At 70.7% G+C, this 26,935-nt stretch carries 23 protein-coding genes and 1 pseudogene; 7 read left to right on the top strand and 17 right to left on the bottom strand.

The features are described 5' to 3' along the window. Positions 1-33: 33 nt before the first annotated feature. Positions 34-1,482: an aldehyde dehydrogenase family protein gene (locus tag ACIPY5_RS13630; protein ID WP_400971565.1), complete on the bottom strand. Its 1,449-nt coding sequence runs from the start codon at positions 1,480-1,482 to the stop codon at positions 34-36. Positions 1,483-1,849: 367 nt separating this feature from the next. Here ACIPY5_RS13630 and ACIPY5_RS13635 point away from each other — a divergent pair, with 367 nt between their 5' ends. Next, a complete protein-coding gene (locus tag ACIPY5_RS13635; RefSeq protein WP_400971567.1) occupies positions 1,850-2,128 on the top strand; it encodes a hypothetical protein in 279 nt (92 codons plus the stop codon). A 189-nt stretch (positions 2,129-2,317) separates the two neighbouring features. Here the strand turns inward: ACIPY5_RS13635 and ACIPY5_RS13640 are convergent, their stop codons facing one another. The 3 genes from ACIPY5_RS13640 to ACIPY5_RS13650 all read right to left on the bottom strand — a co-directional run bounded on the left by ACIPY5_RS13640 (position 2,318) and on the right by ACIPY5_RS13650 (position 7,109). Further along, positions 2,318-4,843 carry an ATP-dependent Clp protease ATP-binding subunit gene (locus ACIPY5_RS13640; RefSeq protein ID WP_309341361.1) on the bottom strand — a complete coding sequence of 842 codons (2,526 nt, stop codon included), beginning with the start codon at positions 4,841-4,843 and terminating at the stop codon, positions 2,318-2,320. Positions 4,844-5,134: 291 nt separating this feature from the next. Beyond that, entirely contained in the window at positions 5,135-5,509 is a 375-nt protein-coding gene (locus ACIPY5_RS13645) for a YbjQ family protein (RefSeq protein ID WP_400971569.1), read from the bottom strand. A 106-nt stretch (positions 5,510-5,615) separates the two neighbouring features. Then, positions 5,616-7,109 carry a DUF222 domain-containing protein gene (locus ACIPY5_RS13650; RefSeq protein WP_400971571.1) on the bottom strand — a complete coding sequence of 498 codons (1,494 nt, stop codon included), beginning with the start codon at positions 7,107-7,109 and terminating at the stop codon, positions 5,616-5,618. A gap of 269 nt (positions 7,110-7,378) precedes the next feature. Here ACIPY5_RS13650 and ACIPY5_RS13655 point away from each other — a divergent pair, with 269 nt between their 5' ends. After that, the gene (locus ACIPY5_RS13655) at positions 7,379-8,635 is read left to right on the top strand and encodes an LCP family protein (protein WP_400971573.1); all 1,257 of its coding nucleotides are present in this window, start codon (positions 7,379-7,381) and stop codon (positions 8,633-8,635) included. A gap of 59 nt (positions 8,636-8,694) precedes the next feature. Here ACIPY5_RS13655 and ACIPY5_RS13660 read toward each other — a convergent pair whose 3' ends face one another. Then, entirely contained in the window at positions 8,695-9,285 is a 591-nt protein-coding gene (locus ACIPY5_RS13660; RefSeq protein ID WP_400971575.1) for a hypothetical protein, read from the bottom strand. 98 nt (positions 9,286-9,383) lie between these two features. On the opposite strand from ACIPY5_RS13660, the gene ACIPY5_RS13665 reads away from it, so the two are divergent. From ACIPY5_RS13665 to ACIPY5_RS13675, 3 genes are all read left to right on the top strand, one after another. Next, positions 9,384-10,112 carry a hypothetical protein gene (locus ACIPY5_RS13665; protein ID WP_400971577.1) on the top strand — a complete coding sequence of 243 codons (729 nt, stop codon included), beginning with the start codon at positions 9,384-9,386 and terminating at the stop codon, positions 10,110-10,112. Between the two features lie 92 nt (positions 10,113-10,204). Next, positions 10,205-10,825: a glyoxalase gene (locus ACIPY5_RS13670; protein ID WP_400971579.1), complete on the top strand. Its 621-nt coding sequence runs from the start codon at positions 10,205-10,207 to the stop codon at positions 10,823-10,825. Between the two features lie 276 nt (positions 10,826-11,101). Continuing rightward, positions 11,102-12,538, top strand: a complete 1,437-nt coding sequence (locus tag ACIPY5_RS13675; protein WP_400971581.1) for a dicarboxylate/amino acid:cation symporter — start codon at positions 11,102-11,104, stop codon at positions 12,536-12,538. Positions 12,539-12,614: 76 nt separating this feature from the next. Here ACIPY5_RS13675 and ACIPY5_RS13680 read toward each other — a convergent pair whose 3' ends face one another. From ACIPY5_RS13680 to ACIPY5_RS13700, 5 genes and pseudogenes are all read right to left on the bottom strand, one after another. Beyond that, positions 12,615-12,932, bottom strand: coding sequence for a type II toxin-antitoxin system PemK/MazF family toxin (locus tag ACIPY5_RS13680; protein WP_400971583.1), 318 nt, complete (start codon positions 12,930-12,932; stop codon positions 12,615-12,617). Then, on the bottom strand, positions 12,932-13,165 hold the full coding sequence (locus ACIPY5_RS13685; RefSeq protein ID WP_400971585.1) for a hypothetical protein: 234 nt from the start codon (positions 13,163-13,165) through the stop codon (positions 12,932-12,934). Before ACIPY5_RS13685 ends, ACIPY5_RS13680 begins: the two co-directional genes overlap by 1 nt. A 63-nt stretch (positions 13,166-13,228) precedes the next feature. After that, the gene (locus ACIPY5_RS13690) at positions 13,229-14,425 is read right to left on the bottom strand and encodes a cation:proton antiporter (RefSeq protein WP_400971587.1); all 1,197 of its coding nucleotides are present in this window, start codon (positions 14,423-14,425) and stop codon (positions 13,229-13,231) included. Positions 14,426-14,505: 80 nt separating this feature from the next. After that, positions 14,506-14,967, bottom strand: a pseudogene (locus tag ACIPY5_RS13695) (cation:proton antiporter); the annotation flags it as partial. A 208-nt stretch (positions 14,968-15,175) separates the two neighbouring features. Then, complete coding sequence (locus ACIPY5_RS13700) at positions 15,176-15,823, bottom strand: phosphoribosyltransferase (RefSeq protein WP_400971589.1); 648 nt, start codon at positions 15,821-15,823, stop codon at positions 15,176-15,178. Positions 15,824-15,998: 175 nt separating this feature from the next. Between ACIPY5_RS13700 and ACIPY5_RS13705 the strand changes: the two genes are divergently transcribed. Further along, positions 15,999-17,042, top strand: a complete 1,044-nt coding sequence (locus ACIPY5_RS13705; RefSeq protein WP_400971591.1) for an LLM class flavin-dependent oxidoreductase — start codon at positions 15,999-16,001, stop codon at positions 17,040-17,042. Between the two features lie 13 nt (positions 17,043-17,055). Here the strand turns inward: ACIPY5_RS13705 and ACIPY5_RS13710 are convergent, their stop codons facing one another. Together ACIPY5_RS13710 and pheA are read right to left on the bottom strand one after the other, a co-directional pair. Next, positions 17,056-17,748 (bottom strand): hypothetical protein, encoded by a 693-nt coding sequence (locus ACIPY5_RS13710; RefSeq protein WP_400971593.1) that lies wholly within the window; start codon positions 17,746-17,748, stop codon positions 17,056-17,058. A gap of 31 nt (positions 17,749-17,779) precedes the next feature. Continuing rightward, entirely contained in the window at positions 17,780-18,742 is a 963-nt protein-coding gene (pheA, locus tag ACIPY5_RS13715) for a prephenate dehydratase (RefSeq protein ID WP_396652901.1), read from the bottom strand. A gap of 219 nt (positions 18,743-18,961) precedes the next feature. Here pheA and pgm point away from each other — a divergent pair, with 219 nt between their 5' ends. Beyond that, positions 18,962-20,605, top strand: a complete 1,644-nt coding sequence (pgm, locus tag ACIPY5_RS13720) for a phosphoglucomutase (alpha-D-glucose-1,6-bisphosphate-dependent) (RefSeq protein ID WP_400971595.1) — start codon at positions 18,962-18,964, stop codon at positions 20,603-20,605. 564 nt (positions 20,606-21,169) lie between these two features. Here pgm and ACIPY5_RS13725 read toward each other — a convergent pair. From ACIPY5_RS13725 to ACIPY5_RS13745, 5 genes are all read right to left on the bottom strand, one after another. Continuing rightward, positions 21,170-22,234 (bottom strand): LacI family DNA-binding transcriptional regulator, encoded by a 1,065-nt coding sequence (locus tag ACIPY5_RS13725; RefSeq protein ID WP_400971597.1) that lies wholly within the window; start codon positions 22,232-22,234, stop codon positions 21,170-21,172. Further along, a complete protein-coding gene (locus ACIPY5_RS13730) occupies positions 22,231-23,013 on the bottom strand; it encodes a sugar phosphate isomerase/epimerase family protein (RefSeq protein ID WP_400971599.1) in 783 nt (260 codons plus the stop codon). The genes ACIPY5_RS13725 and ACIPY5_RS13730 overlap by 4 nt, the downstream gene beginning before the upstream one ends. 242 nt (positions 23,014-23,255) lie before the next feature. After that, the gene (locus tag ACIPY5_RS13735) at positions 23,256-24,122 is read right to left on the bottom strand and encodes a sugar phosphate isomerase/epimerase family protein (RefSeq protein WP_400971601.1); all 867 of its coding nucleotides are present in this window, start codon (positions 24,120-24,122) and stop codon (positions 23,256-23,258) included. After that, on the bottom strand, positions 24,119-25,312 hold the full coding sequence (locus ACIPY5_RS13740; RefSeq protein WP_400971603.1) for a dihydrodipicolinate synthase family protein: 1,194 nt from the start codon (positions 25,310-25,312) through the stop codon (positions 24,119-24,121). Before ACIPY5_RS13740 ends, ACIPY5_RS13735 begins: the two co-directional genes overlap by 4 nt. Before the next feature lie 8 nt (positions 25,313-25,320). Continuing rightward, entirely contained in the window at positions 25,321-26,448 is a 1,128-nt protein-coding gene (locus tag ACIPY5_RS13745; RefSeq protein WP_400971618.1) for a Gfo/Idh/MocA family protein, read from the bottom strand. Positions 26,449-26,935: the final 487 nt, after the last annotated feature.

Genomic DNA, 26,935 nt, shown 5'->3' on the forward strand with positions numbered 1-26,935 from the left:
GCAGCACGTCCTCTTCCGCCCGCGGGCCGGGTCTCAGCCCGAGATCGTGGGGACCGTCACCCACTGCCAGTAGGTGAACTCGTCCAGGTTCCAGTGGCCGCCGTGGCGGCCTCCGTTGCCGGAGGCGCCGATGCCGCCCATCGGGATGTGCGCGGCGTCGTAGATCGTCTGCCCGTTGACCGCGACCATGCCGGCTCTGAGCCGCGCGGCGAAGCCGAGGGCGCGGGCCACGTCGCGCGTGTGGATCGCGGCTGTGAGGCCGTAGTCACTCGCGTTCGCGAGTGCGAGCGCCTCGTCCTCGGTGCGGAACCGGGTGACGGGGGCGACCGGGCCGAAGATCTCCGAGCGGAAGGCGGCGTTGCTCTCGTCGACGCCGTCGAGCACGGTCGGCGCGTAGAACAGACCGTCGTGGGCGCCGCCGTGCACGACCCGCGCGCCGTCCGCGACCGCGGCCTGCACGATCCCGTGCACGCGTTCGGTCTGCGCGGCGGTGATGAGCGGCCCGAGCGTCGTGCCGGGGGCGAGCGAATCTCCGGGCACGAGCGCCGCGGCGGCGGCGCGCAGACGCTCGACGTACTCGTCGGCGATGCTCTCGTGCACGAGATGGCGGCCGGTGGCCATGCAGATCTGCCCCTGATGGCGGAAGGATCCGGCGACGCCCGCGGCGACCGCCTGGTCCAGATCCGCATCGGCCATGACGAGGAAGGCGTTGTTGCCGCCGAGTTCGAGCACCACGCGCTTGAGCAGGCCGCCCGCAACCTCGCCGACCCGGCGGCCCGCGGCCGACGAGCCCGTGAAGGAGATCACGGTCGTATGCGGGGAGCGCACCACGGCCTCGCCCGTCGCGGGGCCGCCGGGGAGCACGTGCAGCACGCCGTCCGGGAGCCCGGCACGGCGGAAGACCTCGGCGATCGCCGCACCGCCGGAGAACGCCGTCTTGACGTCGGGCTTGAGCAGCACGGCGTTGCCGAGCGCGATCGCCGGCGCGACGGAGCGGATCGCGAGCATGAGCGGGGCGTTCCAGGGCGAGATCACACCGACCACGCCGACGGGGATCCGCCGGGCCATCCCGATCGTCCCGGGGTCCTCGACGGGCAGCAGGTCGCCCTGCGACACCGTGACGAGGCCGGCCGCGGCCACGAGCTCGTCGATCGCCTTGTCGACCTCGTGACGGGCCTTGCCGGGCAGGGATCCGCTCTCCCGGATCAGGACGTGCTCGACGTCCGCCCGGATCTCGCGCAGCGCGTCCGCCGCCTTCCTGAGCACGTCGGCCCTGGTGCGGTACGACGTACGCCCCCAGGTGCTCTGCGCCGCGACAGCGCTCGCGCCCGCGCGCGCGACGTCGGACTCGTCCGCGAGTCCGGCCTGCGCGACCACGCCGCCGTCTCCGGGCGACACGATCGGCTGGGTGCCGCCTGATCCCGCGCGCCAACCGTCCGAGAAGATGAGCCCGTCGATGTCCTCGATGTCCCACCGCGTCATCGCCGTCTCCGTCCTCCTCGTCGAGTGCTGCCAGGGCGATGCTATTCGACCTCCGCGCCCGGCTTCCCCGTCGTGGCGGCGCAAGGCGGGACGCCCGCCTCCGACACCGTGTCGTGCGGCGCCGAACCCGGCGGCCTGCGCCGGGAGAACAGATCTGCTAAGGTGAAGGATTGCGCGCCTGGCCTGCCGACGTCTCTTCGGTGCCGCGCCGCCCGATCCCGATAGCGATCTCAGGATCCACCCGTCCGGAACGGTCCCTGAGCTCGTCGAAGGGTCGCGAATCGCACCGATGCGTTTTCGCGCGTCCAGACGGGATCCGACTTTCCCGGCTGCCGCGCGCCGCCGGGCAGCACGAAGAAGCATCACGATGAACATCACCTGGAAACAGGCCGACCACGACGTGTACGTGGCGACCACGGACGGCGAATACGCCGGTTTCGTGGCCGTCGACGGCGCGTCCCACGTCCTGCACGACCGACACAGCCGCCGCCTCGGCAGCTATCCGTCCCTCTCCGCCGCGCGCACCGCGCTGGAGTCCTTCGGCGCGCCCGCCCCTGTGGCCGGAGCGCCCGCATCCACGGCGCCGCATCGCCCGCGCCGCTCCGCCCGGAACCGCCGGCGTCCGTCCACCGCACGGAGCCGTTGACCGGCAGCCCTCTCCGAGGACGTTGAGCGAGCACCGCCGCAGGGAGCGAGACGCCCTTCGCCTCGTCGCTGCGGGCCCTTGAGCGAGCGCAGCGAGACGAAGGGCGCTCGACGACCCCGTCGAACGCACGAAAAGGGGGACGAGCACCGAGGTGCTCGTCCCCCTTCGTCGTACGGGTTCCGGATCCGGTCAGGCCGCGCCCGCCGCGATGTCCGGCGTGGTCGGGATCGTGCCGGCGGTGTTCACGCCGACCGAGACCTTCTCGCCGCGCGGACCCGTCGTGAAGACGAACTTCCCGTCCTTCGCGTCCACGTGCACGTGGTCGCCGGGGCTGAGCTCGCCGTGCAGGATCTTCTCGGACAGCTGGTCCTCGACCTCGCGCTGCATCGCGCGACGCAGCGGTCGGGCGCCGAGCGTCGGGTCGAACCCGATCTCGATGAGCTGGTCCTTGGCGGCGTCCGTCAGTTCCACCGTCATGTCGCGGTCGAGCAGGCGGTCGCTCAGGCGCTTCACGAACAGGCCGACGATCTGGCGCAGCTCGTCCTTGTTGAGCTGCGGGAACACGATGACGTCGTCGAGACGGTTCAGGAACTCGGGCTTGAAGTTGCGCTTGAGCTCCTCGTCGACCTTGCCCTTCATCCGCTCGTAGGTCGTCTGCGAGTTGCCCTCGATCTGGAAGCCGACCGGGCCACCGGCGATCGCCGACGAACCGAGGTTCGTCGTCATGATGATCACGGTGTTCTTGAAGTCGATGACGCGTCCCTGGCCGTCGGTGAGGCGGCCCTCCTCGAGGATCTGCAGCAGCGAGTTGAAGATGTCGGGGTGGGCCTTCTCAATCTCGTCGAACAGCACCACGGAGAACGGCTTGCGGCGCACCTTCTCGGTGAGCTGGCCGCCCTCTTCGAAGCCGACGAACCCGGGAGGGGCGCCGAACAGCCGCGAGACGGTGTGCTTCTCGCCGAACTCGCTCATGTCGAGCGAGATCAGGGCGCCTTCGTCGTCGAACAGGAACTCGGCGAGCGCCTTGGCGAGCTCGGTCTTCCCGACGCCCGTGGGGCCGGCGAAGATGAACGAGCCCGAGGGGCGCTTCGGGTCCTTCAGACCCGCACGCTGACGGCGGATCGTCTTGGACAGCGCGGCGATCGCCTCCTCCTGGCCGATGACGCGCTGGTGCAGCGCCTTCTCCATGAAGACGAGGCGGCTGGACTCCTCCTCGGTGAGCTTGAACACCGGGATGCCCGTGGCCTGGGCCAGCACCTCGGCGATCAGGCCCTCGTCGACGACCGCGTTGGTCGCGACGTCGCCCGAGCGCCACTGCTTCTCCAGGCGCAGCCGCTCGGCGAGCAACTCCTTCTCCTGGTCGCGCAGGGAGGCCGCCTTCTCGAAGTCCTGCTCCTCGGAGGCCAGCTCCTTCTCCTCGCGGACCTTGGCGATCTTGTCGTCGAACTCGCGCAGCTCGGGCGGAGAGGACAGGATCGACAGGCGCAGGCGGGCGCCGGCCTCGTCGATCAGGTCGATCGCCTTGTCGGGCAGGAACCGGTCGGCCACGTAGCGGTCGGCGAGGTTCGCCGCGGCGACGAGCGCGCCGTCGGTGATCTGCACCTTGTGGTGCGCCTCGTAGCGGTCGCGCAGACCCTTGAGGATGTTGATCGTGTGCGGCAGGTTCGGCTCGTTGACCTGGATCGGCTGGAACCGGCGCTCGAGCGCGGCGTCCTTCTCGAAGTGCTTGCGGTACTCGTCGAGCGTCGTGGCGCCGATCGTCTGCAGTTCGCCGCGGGCGAGCAGCGGCTTCAGGATGCTCGCCGCGTCGATCGCGCCCTCGGCGGCGCCCGCACCCACGAGGGTGTGGATCTCGTCGATGAAGACGATGATGTCGCCGCGCGTGCGGATCTCCTTGGTGACCTTCTTCAGGCGCTCCTCGAAGTCGCCGCGGTAGCGGGATCCGGCGATGAGGGATCCGAGGTCGAGCGAGTAGAGCTGCTTGTCCTTGAGCGTCTCGGGGACGTCGCCCTTCACGATCGCCTGGGCCAGGCCTTCGACGACGGCGGTCTTGCCGACGCCGGGCTCGCCGATCAGGACGGGGTTGTTCTTGGAGCGGCGGGAGAGGATCTGCATGACCCGCTCGATCTCCTTCTCGCGCCCGATGACCGGGTCGAGCTTGTTGTCGCGCGCGGCCTGCGTCAGGTTGCGCCCGAACTGGTCGAGCACCTGGGATCCGCCCTGGGCCTGCTGCTGGGTGTCGTGCGCGGCGCCGGAGACGGCGGCGGGCTCGCGCCCCGGGGATCCGGAGAGCATCTGGATGACCTGCTGGCGGACCTTGTTCAGGTCGGCGCCGAGCTTGACGAGCACCTGGGCGGCGACGCCCTCGCCCTCGCGGATGAGGCCGAGGAGGATGTGCTCGGTGCCGATGTAGTTGTGGCCGAGCTGCAGCGCTTCGCGCAGGCTCAGCTCGAGCACCTTCTTCGCGCGCGGCGTGAAGGGGATGTGGCCGGTCGGCTGCTGCTGACCCTGGCCGATGATGTCCTGCACCTGCTCGCGCACGGACTCGAGGGAGATGCCGAGCGACTCCAGCGCCTTGGCGGCGGCTCCCTCGCCCTCGTGGATGAGGCCGAGGAGGATGTGCTCGGTGCCGATGTAGTTGTGGTTGAGCATCTTCGCCTCTTCTTGGGCGAGGACGACGACACGACGGGCTCGGTCGGTGAATCTCTCGAACATGTCACTCCTTGTTCGTTGCCCGGTGGGGGCGATGGCACAGTTCGTGCCGGATACATCGAGAGTAACGACCGGGCGAGGGGTGCAAGCCGTTGTTCGCCGTCGGCTGACCCGTGCGACGAACCGTGACGTGGTGGCGGCCTCGCTCGCGCGGCGCCTGGGAAGCTGTCCGCGAGCTCAGAACCTCCGCCGAGTGAGCCGGGTTCAGGATCGCGTCAGATTCCACGACGTTGAAGGACGATCCTCGCGGATCCATCCCGAGAAGGCACCACCGCCCGTGGAATGCGGCCGAGCTCAGGCCGCGGGCGGCGCGGGAGGCGCAGTGGGCTGCGCCGGGGCGAGCATGGCGCCGTCGACCGGCTGGATCACGACGGCCGTGCCGTAGGCGCACATCTCGCTGAAGCTGCCGAGGGAGCCGGAGTCGAACCGCATCGCGATCACGGCGTTCGCGCCGCGCTGCACCGCCTCCGCCCACATCCGGTTCATGACCTCGTACCGGCTCTCGTACATGAGCTGCGTGAACTCAGGGATCTCGCCTCCGCCGAGGGCTCGGAAGCCTGCGGTGAAGCCCTGCCCGAAGTTCGTCGAGCGCACCGTGAGGCCCATGACCTCGCCGAGCACCTGGGTCACGCGATAGCCGGGAACATCGTTCGTCGTCACCATGAACATGCGCTTATCGTCGCACGAGGAAGGAGTCCGCGCATCTGTTCGGCGTCGTGATCCTGAGCCGGCTGTGTCGCCGCCCGCACGGCGCCTCGTTCTCTCCCCCTCGGGTTCAGGCGGTGGTGTGGGTTCGTGGGGGTGGTGGGTCGATGTCTCCCCAGGCGTAGCGGAGCGGGAGTCTTGGGTGCAGCACTACCTGTTCCCCGTCGGGGTGGTGGAGGACGAAGTCGTCCTTCCGATCGCGGGTGATGTGCCGGCCGCTGTGGTGGAGTTGCATGTGGTGGAACCGGCAGAGCAGGATCCCCCGGTCGATGTTCGTGTGTCCGTCGTCGCGGGCCCATTCGTCGATGTGGTGGGCTTCGCAATACGAGGCTGGTCTGTCGCAGCCGGTCCATCGGCATCCGCCGTCGCGGATCGCGAGGGCGATGCGTTGGGTCGGCGTGAAGAGCCGTGATTCGCGGCCCACGTCGAGCGGGTTCCCGCAGGTGTCGACGGTCACCGTCACTGCCCCGGTCTCGCAGATGCGCCGTTCCGCGACCGTGGCGGGGACGGAGACCAGTCCGTCTTCGGTGACGGCGACCGGGCCGGGGGTGCCATCGACCGCGACCTGCTGGACGAGCCGGATGCCGGCCTGCCGGGTGCCGAACACCGTGGTCGGGTCGGCGAGAGCCCCGGTGCGGATGAGGTCGAGGAGCAGGTCGTAGGAGAGCTGGTCGTTGGTGCGCGGGTCTGCGGCGAGGTCCGCGGCGGATGCCTTCTCGGTGGGGTCGACGAATCGGGGTCCGCCGCGGCGGGGTCGTAGCGCGGCCGCGAAGATCGTGTCCACGAGCGCGCCGCCTTCGTCGTCGAACGCGATCGATGCCCGACGCTGTCCGTCCTGATCGAACCAGGTCCGAAACGCCCGCTTCTCATACCGGGCCAGGAACCTCACCTCTGCCCCGTCGGGGTCGAGCAGGTCGCGGATCGTCCGGGCGGCGGTGGCGAGTTCTTCCACGGTCCGCCGTGAGGCCTCCTCGATCAACTGCACGGCGGCCTGGGCCCACGCGTCGCGGATGGTCTGGTCGTGGGTGGCACGGTCGGCGTCGGAGCACCCTTCTGGTGGGGTGGGTGGGTCGCCCAGTCCGCGGCGGATCGCGTCGAACTGCGCCGACGTCACCGCCCCGGACCGCAACCCGTCCCGCAGCACCTGCCGCCACTCCCGCATAAGGGGCTCATCCGGTGCCACGCCCTCCCACGGATCGGGATCAGCACCCGCCCCCGGGGGCTCCTCGAGGAGTGCTTCCCCGACCCGCACCTGCCGGGCGGCTTCGGTCTTCGTGACACCGGTGACCTGCTGCACGAGCGACACCGCCGACGGAAACCCGCGCGACTGCGCCAACCCGCCATGACCGGCCTCACGCGTCGAACGACCCGCGATCACGCCCGTGACGATCAACCGCAACTGATCCAGCAACCGAACGTTCTCGGAGATCTCCTCAAGAGCGGCCACCGCCGCATCATCCCCCAACCCCTCGATCACCACTTGCACGTCCGACGCGCCCGCACCCGCACCGATCCGCCCGGCCAGGGTCGGGATCAGCGCCGCGATCGCATCCAACGTCCTCATACCCCCATCCTCCCCGCCACCACCGACATTCGAACCCCAGATCAAACCCAAATTCCCAAACAGGGAACAACCCCACGCAACACCAGACTGTGGAGGACGAACGTCCGACGGGGAACGCGATGCTACACGCCGCTTCCCACGTCATTCCCGGAGTCCACACAGGTCCCCGTCGGAGGATCGACGAGGCCCTCGGCGCACCCGCACAGCGCGCCGCGGCACGACCCCACCGACCCGTCCACAGCCCAGTCCCCCAGGAACGGATCCGCACGATGACGATGAGCCCCCAGCACGCCGCCCGGCGCCGCATGTACCGTCGACGCCGGTGGACCGTGGGCATCATCGCCGTGGTCGTGCTCGCGCTGATCGCGGCCGCGGCGTTCATCACGATCACCTACGCCGACGCGAACAACGGGATCCACCGCTCCTCGATCGCGGGGCTGACGGGCCCGGAGCAGAACACGGGTGAGTCGAACATCCTGATCATGGGACTGGACAGCCGTGTGGACGAGAACGGCAAGCCGTTCCCGCAGGCGATCTACGACCAGATCCATGCGGAGGACGCATCGGTCGGCGGCTACAACACCAACGTGCTCATGCTGATCCACATCCCCGCGAACGGCGGCAAGGCCGTGGGGATCTCGATCCCGCGCGACGACTACGTGGACTTCCCCGACTCCCCCGACGGCGTGGACAAGGGCAAGATCAAGGAAGCCTACGGCGACGCCATGGACGCCTCGATGACGAAGCTCACCAACAAGGGTGTCGCCGAGGCCGACGCGTACCAGCAGTCCAGGACGGCGGCACGGCAGAGCACGATCAAGACGGTGTCCGCGTTCCTCGGCGGCGTGCGGATCGACCACTTCGTCGAGGTGACGATGGCCGCGTTCTATGAGGTGGCGCAGGCCGTGCAGCCGATCACGGTGTGCCTGAACCACGCCACCGCCGACACCTTCTCGGGGGCCGACTTCCCCGCGGGCGTGCAGGAGCTGAACGCCGCGCAGTCGATGGCGTTCGTGCGCCAGCGTCGCGACACGACCTCGAGCGACTTCGACATGACGGACCTCGACCGCACCCGGCGTCAGCAGGCGTTCATGGTGTCGCTGGCCGTGAAGCTCAAGCAGGCGTCGACGTTCACGGACTTCGGCAAGCTGCAGAAGCTCATCGACGTGGCGAAGAAGGACGTGGCGATGGACGACAAGCTGGATCTGCTGTCGTTCGCCCAGCAGGCGCAGAGCCTCGCCGGCGGCAACATCTCGTTCGTGACCCTGCCGATCGACCACTTCGACACGGTCGACGGGCAGAGCGTGAACATCGTCGACGTCGACGCGATCCGGGCGCAGGTGCACGACCTGCTGAACCCGCCGACGCCGACCGCCGCGCCGTCCACCTCCCCGAAGTCGTCGTCCTCCGGATCCAGCTCCGGCTCGTCCGGCTCCTCGGGCTCTGCGTCGACCCCGGCGCCGCACCCGGTCTACACGGACTCGTCTTCGCCCCTGCAGTCGGGCAACGTCCCCTGCGTCAACTGACTGCACTGCGGCCCGCCGTACGACAGACTGCCGAACAGCGAGTCCGCTGAGCGCCGGACCTACTGGACGTAGGGCACGGTGAGCACGGCGTCGGCGAATCCCGGTGCCGAGAAGCGGATCGTGATCACGCCGTCCCAGAACGCGGTGCCGTTGTTCGGGGTCTCCGCGCCGTACATGAAGCCGTTCGCGGTGGAACCGTCGTAGCTCGAGACGACCGGTGTCTGCGTCGTGCCGGCGGGGACGATCGTCTCGAACACGAAGGTCTGGTGGAGCTGGTCGTCGGCCGCGCCGGTCACGGTCGTCCAGCCCACGATGCCGGCATCTCCACCCGGGATGTTGCCCTTGTAGAGGTAGAGGCCCTGGGCGGCGCCGTTGGATCCGGTGCCCTGCCAGGTGACCGTCGCCGAAACCGTCGTCGCGGTCGCGGCCGCCTGCGGCAGCTGGAGCACGCCGCTCAGGCGGAACTCCGAGCTCCACTGCGGTCCGGTGAACGTGAGCGCCACGCCGGCGGCATCGATCGCGGCGACGCTCGCGGCGGCGAACGGGACTGCGGCCGCCGCGACGACGACGGGGGTGCTCCACGCCGCGGCGCGGAGCACCGTGCGTCGGGAGAGCGTGCTGCGGACAGGGCGTGCGGGGGCGTCAGTCATCGGAGTCCTTCACTGCGACGGCGGGCTGCGGCCGTCGGGTTCCGGCGCACGCAGCATCCTATGGCGTCGACACGCCCGAGCGCACTACGGTGATCCTCGTGAGCCGCGCAGCCAAGGTCGTCACCGGGGTCGCGGCCGCCGCCGTCATCGCGGGTCTGGTCGTGCTGGCCTATCCGGCCTTCGCCGCTCTCGCCGGTCTGGAGCATCCGAGCGCGAGTGCGGTGTCCTCAGCCCCTCGGACGGCGGCGCCGGCTCCCACGCCGTCGCCCACTCCGAGCAAGGACGATGGATCCGATGATTGCCCGACGGAGGAGGCGACGATCAGCATCACGAGCAAGGGCGACAGTGCGCCTACGGCGAGGCTGGTCTTCGCGAGCTCGCTGACCGACAAAGGTGCGCGGTCCGGCGCGCGCGGCGAGGTCGTCAGCAATGCTCAGGGCATCTACTCCTACATCGTCGCGCCGAACGACAATCTGATCTCGATCGAGCGGCGGCTGTGCATCGACTACGGATCCGTCAGCGTCTTCGATCATGTACTCGGCAGCGCGATCCAACCCGGTGCGCAGCTGATCCTCCGCCCGGATCCGACGATCCCCTGGATCGACCCCCACATGCCGTTCGACGCGATCCCGAACGTGACCAACACCGTCGACTACAACAGCACGATCTACGAGATGGGCGCCGCCGTGCGCACGCACGATCTGGACACCGCTCGGGCGCTCTGGGCCCGGTCCCTGTCCGGGCACGTCTCACCGGCCGCCCAGGACGCCGCCACGAAGGCGCTCGACGCGGGCGACTGGCCCGTGCTGGATCAGCTGTTCCCGTAGGGTCCCTCACCGGTCTGAGCAGGAGCACACCGCGCTCCGCATCGAGCAGGAATCGAGAAGCGCCCTTTCGAGCCGGATCCGAGACTCGAAGCATGAACATTCAGCGCATCATCATCGAGACCACCTCCGACGCCGTGCCGGCAGCCGAGACCTTCTACCGGGACGCTCTGGGCCTCGCGGACCGCGTCGGCGTGCGCGCGACCTCTGCGCCGAGCACGGGCTTCCGCGGCTTCGCGCCCTCGCTGATCTTCGTCCAGCCGGGCGATGTCGACGCCGCCGTCGAGCGGGCACTGGCCGCCGGTGCGACGGTCATCAAGCCGGTCGCGAAGAGCCTCTGGGGCTACGGCGGCTCCTTCCTCGCCCCCGACGGCACGGCCTGGCAGATCGCGAGTGCGAACAAGACCGCGACGGCACCCGCCACCGGCGAGGTCGAGCGGCTCGTGCTGCTGCTCGGCGTCGACAGCGTCAAGGCCAGCAGGCGCTTCTACCAGGAGCAGGGCCTGACCGTCGCGAAGAGCTTCCCCTCCTACGTCGAGTTCGACTCCGGCGACGTGAAGCTCGCCCTCTACAAGCGCGCCTCCCTCGCCAAGCAGGTCGGCATCGATCCGAACGGCACCGGAGCGCACCGCCTCGCGGTCGTCGCGGAGGGAACGTTCGTCGACCCCGACGGTTACGCGTGGCTCGCCGCGGAGAGCACCGTCAGCGCGGGGTGACCGCGGGAGGGAGGGCAAGGATCCGGGTGAGTCCGCGAGCGCACCGCGTTTCGTCTCGCTCCGCTCGCTCAACGACCGGGGGGCGCGTGAGGGCGCCGCGTTTCGTCTCGCTGCGCTCGCTCAACGACCCGTGAGGCGACTCCGCGAGCGCGCCGTGTCATCGTTCGTCACACCCGGGCCCGGAATATCAGCGGACGCATAGCGTTGCAGACATCCGGCGCGGTCCACGCGCCGCCCCGTCTCCCGCGCATCCCCGCGCTCCGACTTGGAGTCTCCATGAGCACCTCTTCTGCGACCGCACGACGCCCGAAGGCGCCGGACACGCGCGGTCCCGTCCGCAAGCTGCTGACCTCGTTCGGCTTCCAGATCCTCGCCGCGCTCGTGCTCGGCATCGCCGCCGGCCTCATCGGCCGCCAGCTGGGAGCGACGCACGACACGCACACGGTGCTGTCCGACACGCTCGACAAGATCGGTGGCTCGTACGTCACGCTGCTCCGCGCGGCCGTGGTGCCCCTCATCTTCACCGCGATCGTCGCGAGCATCTCCAACCTGCGCCGGGTGCAGAACGCCGCGCGCCTCGCCGGTCAGACCATCCTCTGGTTCGCGATCACCGCGTTCATCGCGGTCTCGATCGGGATCGTGCTCGGCATCACGATCCAGCCCGGCGCGCACGCCGGCACCGACCTGGTGAAGGGCGCCGTCGCGACCCAGGGCACCTGGTGGAACTTCCTCCTCGGCCTGATCCCGCAGAACTTCCTCGGCCTCGCGGTCAGCACCAGCCCGGGTGAGGCGCAGGGCACGTTCGTCTCCTCGGTGAACTTCAACATCCTGCAGGTCATCGTGGTCGCCGCGGTCGTCGGCATCGCCGCGCTCAAGGCGGGCCGCAAGGCCGAGCCGTTCCTGGCCTTCACCGAGTCGCTGCTCAAGGTCATCCAGCGCGTGCTGTGGTGGATCATCCGCATCGCCCCGCTCGGCACCTTCGGCCTCATCGGATCCGCGGTCATCAACTACGGCTGGGACAAGCTGACCTCGCTCGCCTGGTTCGCCGGTGCGATCTACCTCGGCCTCGCGCTCGTGCTGTTCGTGGTCTACCCGATCCTCGTGAAGACGCACGGTCTTTCGATCAAGCAGTACTTCACCGGCGTGTGGCCGGCCGTGCAGCTGGGCTTCGTGAGCCGCAGCTCGATCGGAACGCTCCCGCTCACCGAGCGCGTCACCGAGCGCAACCTCGGCGTGCCGCGCGGCTACGCGTCCTTCGCCGTGCCGCTCGGCGCCACCACGAAGATGGACGGCTGCGCCGCGATCTACCCGGCGCTCGCCGCGATCTTCGTCGCCCAGTTCTTCCACATCGACCTGAGCATCATGCAGTACATCCTGATCGTGATCGTCTCGGTGGTCGGATCCGCCGCGACCGCCGGCACCACCGGCGCGATCGTGATGCTGACGCTCACCCTGTCGACCCTGGGCCTGCCGCTCGAGGGCGTCGGCCTGCTGCTCGCGATCGACCCGATCCTCGACATGGGCCGCACTGCCGTGAACGTCGCGGGCCAGGCGCTGGTCCCGACGATCGTCGCCAAGCGCGAGGGCATCCTCGACCTCGACCTCTACAACGCCCCGCGCAACGGCCTGCCGTTCGCCGAGGACATCGAGGACGAGGCACCGGAGTCCGTCGAGTCCGCCGCCGACGAGGCCGCGGTCGGATCCGCGCGCTGATACCCCGTCGCGCACGAGGCCCTCGGATCCTTCGGGATCCGAGGGCCTTTCGCATGCGTCCTCCGTTACGCGCGAATCACGAGTCCATCAGCGGCAGTTCGAGATCGAACGCGAGCACGATCGCATGAGCCAGCCGGCGCTCCTGCTCTTCGGACAGGAACCCGATCGTGCGCCCGAGGCTCGCGCTCGGGATCGTCACGACGTTGTCGATCGATGCGGCACAGGCATGATCGAGCCCGTTCTGTGCCCCGAGGAGAACCTCGCTGCTGAGTCCCTTCACGGTCGTGGTGATGGGTGCGACCGTGACCTTGGTCATCGCCGCCCGCGCCACCTCGCGCGTCAGCACCAGCACGGGACGGGTCTTGTCGAGCCGCGCGAGGCAGATCTCGCGCATCAGCCGTCTAGCTCCATACGTCCTGCCGCCCAGTCGACGAGGCCATCGAGGTCGTCGGCCGCGCCCTCGCGCTGCAGGATCTCGACGTCGCGCTCGGCCAGGAGACGGCGCATCTCGCGTTCGAGCGCGGACGCCACGACCGCCGCACGGCTGCTCGCCCGCCCGGCGGAGACCTCGCGATCGAGGAACTCCACGACAGGATCCGGCAGTCGGACGGCGATCTGAGTGGTCATGCCACCATCATATTCCGATGAATCCCCAAGTGGGATTCAATCTTGAGAGTGAGGATCCGAATGTCAGCGCTCCGCGGTGGGGCTGGCCAGGCGGGTGTCGAGGGCGAGCTCCTCGGCGTCCATCGCGGTGATGAGCTCGCGCATGACCTCCTCGTTGAGCTCCCCCGCATCGCGTTCGGCGATCAGCACGTCGCGACGCACCTGCAGCCAGCCCTTGGACAGCCCGACGAGTTCGTCGCGGCTCGGACGCGGCATGCGGTCCTCCTCCCGCTGGCCCTTCTCGGTGTCGCGCTCGACACGGGTGAAGCGCTGCGCGAAACGGTCGAATCCGGCGAGCGCCTCGGGTCCGTGCTCCGCCTCCCAGGCCTTGCGCTTGGCGTCGAGGAAGACCTTGCCCGCCTCGCGCGTGCGGGCGCGGACCTGGGCGAGCTGGCGCCGGTCCTCATCCTCCTCATCGCTCACGTCGGCGACCCCGAGACCCTTGATCAGCAGCGGCAGGGTGAGCCCCTGCAGCAGTAGGGTGCCGACCGTCACCACGAAAGCGACGACGACGATCGCGTGCGCGGCGCCCGAGTCGAGCCCCGCGAGATCCGCCGCGGCGAGCGCGGTCGCCAGGGTGACCACGCCGCGCATGCCGGCCCAGGAGATCACCGCGTTGTCGCGCCAGCTCAGCTGCGACTCGCGGAATCGCTCGCGCAGCTGCTCCTCGGTCGGCCGACGGCTCGACCAGCCCCGCCGTGCCCGTTTCTCCTCGACCGCCTGCATCCGATGCTCGAGCTGCCCCGACTCCAGCGTGCGCTCGAACTGCTTCAGCCGCAGCTTCGACCAGAACGCGCCCCATGCCGATGCCGGGTACACGAACAGCGGTCGCACGATGAGCACGGCCACGAGCACCGCGGCCGAGAGCCACAGCACGCCCGCGACCTGGGTCGCGCCCAGCTCCGCGATCACCGGCGGCAGCTGCAACCCGATGTACGCGAACACGAACGCCTCCAGCAGGAAGTCCGCCGAGAGCCAGATCGGCGCCTCCTGCATGCGCGTGGCATAGCTCGTGCGCGGCGCGTTGTAGCCGACCACGAGCCCCATCGCGACGACGCCGAGGACGCCGGATCCGCCCAGGTGCTCCGTGATCGCGTACACGCCGAACGGCGCGAGCAGGCCGAAGGTGCCGATGACGACCGGATCCGAGATGCGCATGCGCAGCTGGTGCATGCCGAGGCCCGCGACCACGCCGATCGCGACGCCGACCACGACCGCCACGACGAACTGCCAGACGCCCCGCCGAGGCTGATCGTCGCGCCGGCCACGATCGCCGCGAACACGCGGTACAGCGTCAGCGAGGTCGCGTCGTTGATGAGGCTCTCCCCCGACAGCACGGTCATCACCCGGCGCGGCAGGCCGAGCCTGCGGCCGATCGCCGCGGCAGAGACGGCGTCGGGCGGGGCGACGATCGCGCCGAGCAGCAGCGCACCGGGCAGGGTCAGCGAGGGCATGATGAGCCACGCGACCAGCCCGACCACGGCCGTGGTCACGACGACCAGGCCGATGCCGAGTCGGCGGATCTGCGGCATGCTGCGACGGAAGCTCACGAACGACACGTCCAGCGACGCGGAGTACAGGAGCGGCGGCAGCACGAGGTTCAGCAGCACATGCCCGTCGATGCGCAGGTTGGGCACCGCGGGGATGAACGACACGGCGAGCGCGACGACCGTCACGAGCAGCGGCGCGGGCCAGCCCCTCCAGCGCGCGATCGCCGCGACGACCACCGATCCGACCAGCACGTAGAAGATCTCAGGATCCATGTCGCCAGGCTAGCGGGGCGCCGCTGTCGCGCCTCTTTCCGCACGCTGTCGGACCGTGTCCCAGTTCTGGTCAGACAGTGTCCCACTTCTGGTCGGTCCATGTCCCAGTTCTGGTCGGTTCTGGGGCCCGAAACCGACCAGAAGCGGGACATGGTCCGGGAACGAGGTCCGGGTCCGGGTCCGCCACCGCCTGGCCGTCCGGATCCGGTCAGCGCGCGGCGGCGAGCAGGCGGACGACCTCCTCGTCCGGCGTCTGCCGGAAGTCGACGTACTGCATGCCGACCGCCATGAAGTCCTCCGGCGCCTCCAGGCAGACGACCTCGTCGGCTTCCGGATCCGGCCCGGCCCGCAGCGCCTCGAGCGCTTCCGGCGGCGCCACCGGCACGGCGACGACGACCCGCGCCGCACCCCGGGCGCGCGCGATCGCACAGGCCGCGCGGACGGTCGCGCCCGTCGCGATCCCGTCGTCGACGATGAGCGCGGTGCGCCCGGCGAGCGGCTCCGGGGGGCGCCCGCCGCGGAACAGCCCCGCCCTGCGCTCCACCTCGGCGCGCTCCCTGCGCTCGGCCGTGCGCAGGGTCCGCTCGTCGATCCCTGAGGCGCGCACGACGTCGGGGTTGCGCACGGCCGCGCCCTCCTCGCCCACGGCGCCCATCGCGAGCTCGGGCTGCCACGGCACCCCGACCTTGCGCACGACGAGCACGTCGAGGGGCGCGCCGAGCGCCCGCGCCACCTCGGCCGCCACGGGGACGCCGCCGCGCGGCAGACCGAGGACGACCGCATCGGCGGGCGGATCCGCGACCAGCAGCGCCGCGAGCCGCCGCCCCGCGTCGGCGCGATCCGCGAACCCGTGCATGCCTCCGGACTACGCCGGTACGGGGGCGCGGTCAAGGACCCCGCCGGGCGTTGAGCGAACACCGGCGATGCCGGCGTGAGAGGAGACGAGGTGCTCTCCCGGTCCCGGGGTGCTCTCCCGGAGCCCGGGAGACGGATCCGGAATGCCGCCGGATCCGCTCGCGTTGTCGAGAACGATGTCTTCTCTCGCGCTCTCCGTCCTCGACCTCGTCCCGGTGCGCACCGGGCAGACCAGCGCCCAGGCGGTGTCGTCCTCGCTCGCGCTCGCCGCGCGCGCCGACGAACTCGGCTATCGGCGGTACTGGTTCGCCGAGCACCACAACATGCCGGCCGTCGCCTCGACCGCCCCGCCCGTGCTGATCGCCGCGGCCGCTGCGCGCACGCAGCGCATCCGGGTCGGATCCGGCGGGGTCATGCTGCCGAACCACGCGCCGCTGATCGTCGCGGAGCAGTTCGCCGCGCTCGAGGCGATCGCGCCCGGCCGGATCGACCTCGGCATCGGCCGCGCACCGGGGAGCGACCCGGTCATCACCCAGCTGCTGCGCGCCGCCGGGACCGCCGGCGACGTCGAGCGCTTCCCCGACCACGTGCAGGACATCGCGCTCATGCTGCAGCCCGACGGCGCGACCGTGCAGTTCACCTCGGGCGGCGAGTACGCGGTGCGCTCGACGCCCGCCGCGACCGGTGCCCCCGAGATGTGGCTGCTCGGATCCAGCGACTACTCGGCACAGCTCGCGGCCTCCCTCGGCCTGCCGTACGTGTTCGCGAACCACTTCTCCGGCCAGGGCCTCGACCGCGCCCTCTCGCTCTACCGCGAGGGCTTCCGCCCCTCCGAGGCGCACCCCGCGCCGCGCACCTTCCTGACCGCGAACGTCGTCGCCGCGCCCACCGCCGAGGAGGCGTCGGAGCGCGCGATCCCGCAGTTGCGGATGATGGCCCGGCTGCGGCTGAACCGCCCGCTCACCCCGCTCGAGACCGTGGAGCAGGCGAGGGCCGCGCTCGCCGCGACCCCCGATGCGCAGGAGGAGCAGATCCACGCGGCCGCGCTCGCGAACTGGTTCGTCGGCGATGGCGCGACCGTCCGCGCCGAGTTCGAGGCCTTCGCGGAGAAGCACGGCGTCGACGAGATCATGATCTCGCCCGTCGCCGGATCCTTCGCCGCCGAGGATCCCGCCCGCACGCCCGGTCGCACGCAGACGCTGGAGCTGCTCGCAAGCTGAAGCCCTGCACCGCTCAGAGCGGAAGTCTGGCGATCGTCTCCACGACGTGCCGGGCCTGGTCCGCACCGATCCCGAGCTGGGAGCGGATCCGGGCTTCGGCCTCGGCCGTGCGCCCCTGCCGCACCAGGGCGATGATCTCGTCGGGAAGCTTCGCCGAGAACGACGATGCCGTGGTGCCAGGGGACTGAGGATCCGCGGATCCACGCCGGCTGGCCGAACTCGACCAGCTGATCGAGGTCGAGGTCGTCGTCGACGACGAGCTCGACGACGTCGCCCCATCGGGGACCCGGCCGTCCGCGAGATACGCGGCGAGGTCCATGGTCGAGAGGGAGTCGACGGCGCGCTGCGCCCATGCCGGGTCCTGCCGCCCCGTGGCGGTCATGAGCGCCGTCACCGCTTCGGCCGTGCGCCCCTCCGAGACCAGGCGCACCACGTCATCGGGGATCGGGCGAGCGCCGCTCGGCGACGCATCCGGCGCGGGCACGGTCGGCATCGGACCGGCGTGGGCCGGTGCAGCGCTCTGCCGGTCGGCAGCCTGCGGATCCGCGGAAGACGGGTTCAGCACGGCGCCGGACGGCAGCGTCACCCCGATGCCGCGGTCGTCTCCGGCGCGCCGCCGCAGCAGCACCCGCACCAGGATCACGGTCACCACGACGGCGATCGCGACGACGACCAGCACGGCGATCATCAGCCCACTCGAGATCATGACTCCACCGTAGGGGCAGCGAGGATCCGCCCTATGCCTCGGGCTCGCCCGCGATCAGGCCGCGCAGCCAGTCGCGGGCCTCGACGAACACGTCGTCCGCGTAGCGCTCGGGATACTGCACGATGCGCCGGTCGGCGCGGGGGTACGAGCCGAGGTAGACGACGCGCGGGCTGAACCGGCGGATCCCGAGCAGCGCGTCGGCCATGCGCTCGTCCTGGATGTGCCCGTCCGCGTCGAGCACGAACCGGTAGCGGCCGAGGGCGTCGCCGATGGGCCGCGACTGCAGCAGCGACAGGTTGATGCCGCGCGTGGAGAACTGCTCCAGCAGTTCGAGCAGGGCGCCCGCGTGGTCCTCGGGCAGCTCGACGATGAGCGAGGTCTTGTCGGCGCCGGTGGGCGGGGCCGGGGCCACGGTGCGCGCGACCAGCACGAACCGGGTGACGGCGTTCTCGTTGTCGCCGATGCCGTCGGCCAGCAGCTCGAGGTCGTGGTGCTGCACGATGCCTGGTGCCGCGATCGCCGCGTCCGCGGGCAGGGATCCGTCCAGGATGCCGAGCGCCGAGGCGACGTTGCTCGCCGCGGGCACGTGCTGGTGGGCCGGGATGTGCTCGCCGAGCCAGCCGTAGCACTGGGCGTAGGCGACGGGATGCGCGGCGACGACCGTCACGTCCTCGATCCGCGTGCCGGGCGCCGCGACCAGCACGAAGTCGACCTTCACCAGGTACTCGCCCACGATCCGCAGCCCGGGGAGCGTCGCGAGGGCGTCGAGAGTGGTGGTGACCCCGCCCTCGACCGAGTTCTCGATCGCGATCATCGCGGCGTCGCTGCGCCCCTCGAGCACGTCCGCGAGCGCCTCGCCCACGTTGTGCACCGGGCGCCACTCGTGTCCGCGGGCCTCGGGCACCTGCTCCAGGGCCGCCTCGGTGAACGTCCCCGCGGGGCCGAGATAGCTGTAGGTACGGCGGGCGGGGGCGGCATCGGTCACGGCGTTCAGCCTAGTCCGGGGCGCGCCCCCGGCTCTGGTCGATGACGCGGACGGCGGCAGGATCCCGCCACGTCTGCACGATCGGACACCGGATCCGGTCGTGCATCCGTGGTCGGATCCGGCAGACGTCGCGCCGCGACCGGTGAACGACGCGGGCAGCGCTCCGCGACGGCTGTCCCGCGCGGAAACGATGATGCGATCCGGGGTCCGCCGGGGCAGACTAGCTGCATGACGAGCCGAGCCGGCCTCCCCGCGGAGGAAAGCGACCTGATCGACGTCGACGAGCTGATCGCCGCCTACTACGACCGGATCCCGGATCCGAAGATCTCCACCGAGAGAGTCGTGTTCGGCACGAGCGGGCATCGCGGGTCGTCGTTGAGCGGCAGCTTCAACGAGCAGCACATCCTCGCCACGACCCAGGCGATCGTCGACTACCGCACCGCGCAGGGCATCACCGGCCCGCTCTTCCTCGGCCGCGACACGCATGCGCTCAGCCGCCCGGCGGAGCGCAGCGCGATCGAGGTGCTGGTCGCGAACGACGTCGACGTGCTCGTCGACTCGCGGGACGCCTGGGTGCCGACCCCGGCGCTCAGCCACGCGATCCTCACCTACAACCGCGACCGCTCCGAGGACGAGCCCGGCCGCGCCGACGGCATCGTCGTCACCCCCTCGCACAACCCGCCGCGCGACGGCGGCTTCAAGTACAACCCCCCGCACGGCGGCCCCGCCGACACCGACGCGACCGGCTGGATCGCGAACCGCGCGAACGAGCTCATCGAGGCCGGCCTCGAGGGCGTCAAGCGCACCCGTTTCGCCGACATCGACGCCGACGGCCTCGGCACCTACGACTTCCGCGACGGCTACGTGCGCGATCTGCCCTCGATCATCGACGTCGAGGCGATCAAGCGCGCGGGCGTCAGGATCGGGGCGGATCCGCTCGGCGGCGCCTCGGTCGAGTACTGGGCGCTCATCGGCGAGATGCACGGCCTCGACCTCACCGTGGTGAACCCCGAGGTCGACCCGGCCTGGCGCTTCATGACCCTGGACTGGGACGAGAAGATCCGGATGGATCCGTCCTCCCCCTCCGCGATGGCGTCGCTCGTCGCGAAGAAGGGCGACTACGACGTGCTCACGGGCAACGACGCCGACGCCGACCGGCACGGCATCGTGACCCCGGACGCGGGCCTGATGAATCCGAACCACTACCTCGCGGTCGCGATCGACTACCTGTTCTCGCACCGCGAGGGCTGGGGGCGTGATGCCGCGATCGGCAAGACGCTCGTCTCGTCCATGATCATCGACCGCGTCGCGGAGTCGCTCGGCCGACGCCTGCTCGAGGTCCCGGTCGGGTTCAAGTGGTTCGTCCCCGGGCTGCTCGACGGATCCGTCGCGTTCGGCGGCGAGGAGTCGGCCGGGGCGTCCTTCCTGCGCAAGGACGGATCCGTCTGGTCGACGGACAAGGACGGGATCCTGCTCTGCCTGCTCGCCGCGGAGATCATCGCCGTGACCGGCAAGACCCCGTCGGAGCGCTATCGCGAGCTCGAGGAGGCGTTCGGCGCCTCCGCGTACCAGCGCGTGGACGCGCCCGCGACGCCCGAGCAGAAGGCGACGCTCGGCAGGCTGTCACCGGAGTCGGTCACCGCGACCGAGCTCGCCGGCGAGCCGATCACGACCAAGCTCTCGCACGCGCCGGGCAACGGGGCGGCGATCGGCGGGCTCAAGGTGCAGACCGAGCACGCCTGGTTCGCCGCACGCCCGTCCGGCACCGAGGACGTGTACAAGCTCTACGCCGAGTCGCTGCTCGGCCCGGAGCACCTCGCCCGCGTGCAGGAGGAGGCCAGGGCGGTCGTGAGCGCCGCGCTCGGGGGCTGACCCGGGGCTGGGCTCGTGCCGTGTCCCGGTTTCGGCGCGACGGTGTCCCGGTTTTGGCCTGCCTTGTCCCGGTTTCGGCGCGGCCGTGTCCCGGTTTTGGCGCGTGCATGTCCCAGTTCTGGCGCGGATTCGCCCGGTTTCGGAGCCGAAAGTGGGACACGGTAGTCCGGGATGCTCCCCGGGGGTGATCCCCCGCACCGTGTCCCGGTTTCGGCCATGCCATGTCCCGGTTTCAGCGCAGAGTCACCCGGTTTCGGAGCCGAAAGTGGGACACGATAGTCCGGGATGCTCCACGGGGCTGATCCCCCGCACCGTGTCCCGGTTTCGGCCATGCCATGTCCCGGTTTCGGCGCAGAATCACCCGGTTTCGGAGCCGAAAGTGGGACACGGTAGTCCGGGATGCTCCACGGGGGTGATCCCCCGGACCATGTCCCGGTTTCGGCTCTGCCATGTCCCAGTTCCGGCGCAGAATCACCCGATTCTTGAGCCGAAAGTGGGACACGGGTTGCGGAGCCGAAAGTGGGACACGGGTTCCCAGAGCCGAAGGCGGCCACGCACGGTTTGTCAGGCGAGCCCCGGGGTGCTCCCCCGCACGACGACCTCGACGGGGAGCGGGGCCTGGATCCAACCGTCGTCGACGATCGCGCGGAACGCCTGGTACCCCGCCTCGTTCAGGGGCACCCGCACCGTGGTGAGCGCGGGCGTCACGTCGCCGCTCGCGGAGACGTCGTCGAAGCCGCACACGGCGATGTCCGCCCCGACCGCACGGCCGGCCGCGCGGATCGCCGACATGGCGCCCAGCGCGACGACGTCGCTCATCCCGAAGACCAGAGTGCCGGGTTCGACGCCCTCCTCCAGCGCCGCGGCCATGGCTTCGGCCCCCGACTCGCGTCGGAAGTCGCCACGGTGGATCCGGTCCATCGTGCCGCCGCCTGACGCGAAGCCCCGGGCGAAGCCGTTCAGCCGGTCATCCGACGTGCGGACGCCCTCGGCGGCGCCGATGCCGATCGCGGACCGGTATCCGAGCGCTGCCATGCGACGCCCGAGTTCCTCGGCCCCGCCGGCGTTGTCGATCACGATCGTGCGCACGCCGGCGTCGCCATCGCCGTCCCCCGGCAGGTCTCCGAACGCGACGACCCGTCCGCCGTAGCGCTCGAACGCCTCGAGTTCGGCGGATGCGGATCCGGCCTCCGCGTCATCCGCCCGTGATGCGGCGAGGATCAGCCCCTGCGGACGCTGGCCGCGCAGAGCGCGCAGGATCCGGTTCTCCCGCTCCGGATCGCGTTCGGTGATCGAGATCGTCACGACGAGGCCGTGCTCGTCGGCGCCCCGTGCGACGCCCGCGGCGATCTGACCGAAGTAGGGGTCGGCGATGTCGGCGACGAGCAGCGCGATGACCGGGGAATGGCCGCGGGCGGTCGCCTGCGCCGACACGTTCGGGGTGTAGCCGAGTGCCTCGGCGGCGCGCTCGACACGCTCGCGGAAGGCACCGGCGACCTTGCGCTCCGAACCGTTGAGCACGCGCGAGGCCGTGGCCAGCGAGACCCCGGCCTCCCGTGCGACGTCCTGCAGCGTCGCCGCGTGAGGAATGTCGGACGCGGCGCGCGGGGAAGGGCTTCCCGGATTCATGCCCCGAGCCTAGTGCGCGAGGCTCCCGCCGCGAGGTACCCGCGGAGGGCCGCGGCCTCCGTGGCGAGCGCGGCGGGATCATCGCCCGGCACGAACTCGAGCAGAGCGTCGCGCGGGGGCGACGATGCCGCGGACGCCGCGGCCGCGAACGCCGTCCACAACCCATCGCGCGCGGTGAGCGGGAGCCGCTCCGCCACGGGCCACCATGAGAACACGTGGACGGCGGACACCCGGTCGGCAAGCCGGTCGTACTCGGCCACGGCGACCGCGTCGGGCGCCGAGACCGTGGGCTGCCAGTACGTGGACAGGTGCGGGCTGGCGACCTCGGCCAGCACGCGCAGCGTCTGCTCGGCGTCATCGGCGAGGGTGCGCCCGTGGAACTCCAGGGCGAGCGAGATCCCGCGGCGTCCGGCCTGATCCGACGCACCCGCGAGCGCGTCGATGACTTCGGCGCGCTCGGCCGCGGTGGCGTCCGCGGATCCGATGCCCCCCGCCCACACGCGGATCCGGTCCGCGCCGAGCGCCTCGGCCGAGTCCAGGACCGGGGCGATGTCCTCCCCCGCCTGCGCGCGGAAGTACGAGCCGTACGAGCACACCGCGAGTCCCGCGTCGGCCGTGATCCGGGCGACCTCGGCCGCGCGCGCGGGATCGCCCGGGGGCACGTGCACGTCCCCGCCCCACTCGATCACCTGCAGCCCCGCGTCGGCCGCGAGCGCCGCGATGCCGGCAGGATCCCGCTGACGGAACGTGACGGAGCAGAGTCCGGTTCGGATGTCCATGCGGTCAGCCTTTCACGTGGAGCGCCTCGCTCCGTGCCCCACTGCCCTCGCTGCCCTCTCTGACCGCGAGACTCCATCTGGGCGACGAGACTGCGGTTGTGGAGCGCAGTCTCGTCGCGGAGTTGCAGTCTCGCGGTCAAGGGGCAGCCGCGGGGCGCGGGCGCTTGCTGATCGGGGGCAGGGGCGGATCGGGGGCAGGGGCGGATCGGGAGCGCCCGCGGAGCGGGGCGCCGGGGGAAGGGTCAGGCGAGGTGCGCGGAGACCGCGGACGAGAACGCGAGCGCGGTGCGGCGGACGACCTCGGCGGGATCCTGGGCCCAGATGTCGGCGTTGAAGATCTCCACCTCGATGTCGCGGTCGTAGCCCGTCGCGACCACGGCCTGCGTGAGCGAGGCGAAGTCGATGGCGCCGTCCCCGGGGTAGTGCCGGCTCAGCAGCACGTCGGCGGGCAGCGGCGTCTTCCAGTCGCACACCTGATACGTCGCGATCCGCCCCTCGCGGCCGGCTCGGGCGATCTGGTCGAGCACCTGCGGATCCCACCAGATGTGGAAGGTGTCGACCGCGGCCCCGACCACGGCCGGGTCGAAGTCCGCCGCGATGTCGAGCGCCTGCCCGAGCGTGGAGACGACGCAGCGGTCGGATCCGAACATCGGATGCAGCGGCTCGATCGCGAGCGTCACTCCGGCGGCCGCCGCGTCGAGGGACAGTTCACCGATCGCGTCGCGCACGCGCTCCCGCGCACCGGGCAGGTCGCGGGATCCCTCGGGCAGCCCGCCCGCGACGAGCACGAGCACGGCGGTCGATCCCTCCGCCCCCGCGGCGGCGAGCGCGGCGGTCTCGTCGATCGCGCGCCGGTTGTCATCGAGCGCCGCGCGACGCTCCGGGCCGTCCGGGAGTGTGAAGAACCCTCCGCGGCAGTGCGTCGTGAAGCGCAGCCCGGAGTCGGCGAGCATCCGCGCCGCGACGTCGAGACCGACCTCGTTCACGGGCTCGCGCCACAGGCCGATGCCCTGCACGCCCGCCTCCGCGGTCACCCTGAGCGCGGTGGCGAGGTCGGCGTACTTGATCGTGGCCTGGTTGATGGACAGGCGCGGGTCGATGGCGGTCATGCGTCCACTCCGTTCAGGCGCAGCATCCCGTGCCAGCGCTCCCTCGCGAGCTCCGGATCCTCGAGCGCGAGCGAGGCGTTCGCGAGCTCGACGATACGGCTGAGATGCGGCAGGCTGCGCGCCGAGTGCAGGCCGCCCACCATCTGGAAGGCGGGCTGGTGCCCGTTCAGCCAGGCCAGGAACGCGACCCCGGTCTTGTAGTAGAAGGTGGGCGCGGCGAAGACCTGCCGGCTGAGCTCTTCGGTCGGACCGAGTATTTCGAGATAGCGGGCCGGATCCCCCGCGTCGAGCGCCTGGATCGCCGCCGAGGCGACCGGGGTGATCGCCGCGAACGCGCCGAGGAGCGCGTCGGAATGTCCTTCGTCTCGCTGCGCTCGCTCAGGAACCGAGTTCAGGCTGTCGCCGCCGATCAGCCCCACGTAGTTGAAGTCGTCGCCGGTGAACATCCGCACGCCGTCGGGAAGCTGCTCGCGCACCGCGATCTCGTACTCGGCGTTCAGCAGGCTCATCTTGACGCCCGCGACCTTGCCCGGGTTCTCCGCGATGATCCGCAGCAGCGTGGCGGACGCCTCGCGCCAGTCCGCGGATCCGAAGTACCCCTCGAGCTGCGGGTCGAATGCGGTGCCGAGCCAGTGCAGCACGACCGGGGTGGTCGCCTGCTGCAAAACGGCGGCGTAGACGCGCAGGTAGTCGGTGCGCGACTCCGCGACGCGGGCGAGATGGCGCGAGGCCATGAGCACGGGGCCCGCGCCCTGCTCCTCCGTGAAGTGCAGCTGCTCGACGTAGGCGTCGATCACCCGCTGCAGCGGGATCCGCTCCTCGTCGACGTGGTCGGTGTTGACGCCGACGACGACGGATCCGTCCTCCTCCCGGGCGACCTCCGCGCTGCGCGCGATGAGCTCACGGGTCGCCGCCGCGTCGAGCCCCATGTTGCGCTGTGCGGTGTCCATCGCGTCGGCCACACCCAGGCCCCAGGAGTACACGTTGCGGCGGAACGCCAGCGTGGCGTCCCAGTCGATGTCGGCGGGCTGCCCCGGCGTGTTGTCCGCGTACGCCTTCGGCACGACGTGCGCCGCGGCGTAGGCCACGCGGCTCTGCAGCGGCGCCGTCGGGCGGGCGTATGCCCCGGAGGGATCGAGCTCGACGGTGCGGGTCGAGCCGTCGGCCGCGAGGAGGCGGATCGTCGTCATGGCCGGCCTCAGTCCAGGCTCAGGGCGGGCAGCGCGACCTTGCGGCCCTCGGCGGAGGACTGCAGTCCCGCCTCGGCGAGCTGCACACCCCTGGCACCCGCGAGCAGGTCGAAGGCGTAGTCGGTGCCGAGCACGTAGGACGCGAGGTACTCCTCCCACTGCTGGCGGAAGCCGTTGAGGAACACGTCGTTCACCGGCACCTCGGCCCAGTCCGCGTCGTAGTCGTGCGCGTCGGCGAGGTCGGGGTTCCACACCGGCTTCGGGGTGGCGTTGCGGTGCTGGATCTTCGCGCCGAACAGACCGACGACCGCGGATCCGTGCGTCCCGTCGACCTGGAACTCGACCAGTTCGTCGCGGTTCACGCGCACGGTCCAGCTGGAGTTGATCTCGGCGACGATGCCGCCCTCGAGCTCGAAGATGCCGTAGGCGGCGTCCTCGGCGGTGGCGGTGTAGTGCTCGCCGTTCTCGTCCCAGCGGTCGGCGATGTGCACGGCGGCCTGCGCGTAGACGCTCTTGACCTCGCCGAAGAGGTTCTCCATCACGTAGTTCCAGTGCGGGAACATGTCGCTGATGATCCCGCCGCCGTCCTCGGTGCGGTAGTTCCAGCTCGGGCGCTGCGCCGGCTGCCAGTCGCCCTCGAAGACCCAATAGCCGAACTCGCCTCGGACCGAGAGGATCCGTCCGAAGAAGCCGGAGTCGATGAGGCGCTTGAGCTTCTGCAGGCCGGGCAGGTAGAGCTTGTCGTGCACGACGCCGGTCTTGACACCCGCGGCGCGGGCGAGGCGGGCGAGCTCGAGCGCCTCCTCGACGGACTCGGCGGTCGGCTTCTCGGTGTAGATCGCCTTGCCCGCGGCGATGGCCTTGCGGATCGCGGTCGCGCGCGCCTTGGTGACGAGGAAGTCGGCGTAGATCTCCCACTGCGGATCCGCGAGCGCGGCGTCGAGGTCGGTCGTCCAGTCCTCGATGCCGTGCTTCGCGGCGAGCTCGGCGAGCTTCTGCGCGCTGCGGCCGACGAGGATCGGCTTCACGGTGACGCGGGATCCGTCGGGCAGCTCGATGCCGCCCTGCTCGCGGATCGCGAGGATCGAGCGCACCAGGTGCTGGCGGTAGCCCATGCGCCCGGAGACGCCGTTCATGATGATGCCGATCTCGCGGGTGGTGGTCTCGGACACGGTGTCCCCTCTCCTTGCCTCGGCGGCCGCGGTGGTCTCGCCGGGTGTGCTGCGTACGGTGTTGCGGCTCGCCGTGGTTCTGGCCTCACAACCTGCGGTAAGCGCTTTCCGACCTATGGTGACACGAGAATCCACCCGCCGCAAGGGGGCACCCACGGGCTAGGTGCCGCCCTACTTCCGAGTCGTCCCCGTCAGCGCGCGCCATGGGGTCCGCTCGCGGGGACGACTCGGCGGTGGGAGCGCCCAGGAGCAACGGCACCTCCCCCACTTTCCGAGTCGTCCCCGTCAGCGGACGCTGGAGGCTCCGCTCAGAGGGACGACTCGAAAGTGGAGAGAAAGGAGAGCCTGGGGCTAGGTGTACTGACCTCGACCGTTGTTGATTCGGTCGATGGGGGTTTGGCCTCCGATGCCGAGGTGGGCTCTGTCCAGGTTGTAGTGGTCGAGCCAGGTT

Source organism: Microbacterium sp. NPDC089698, from assembly GCF_044749045.1.
Taxonomy (GTDB): domain Bacteria; phylum Actinomycetota; class Actinomycetes; order Actinomycetales; family Microbacteriaceae; genus Microbacterium.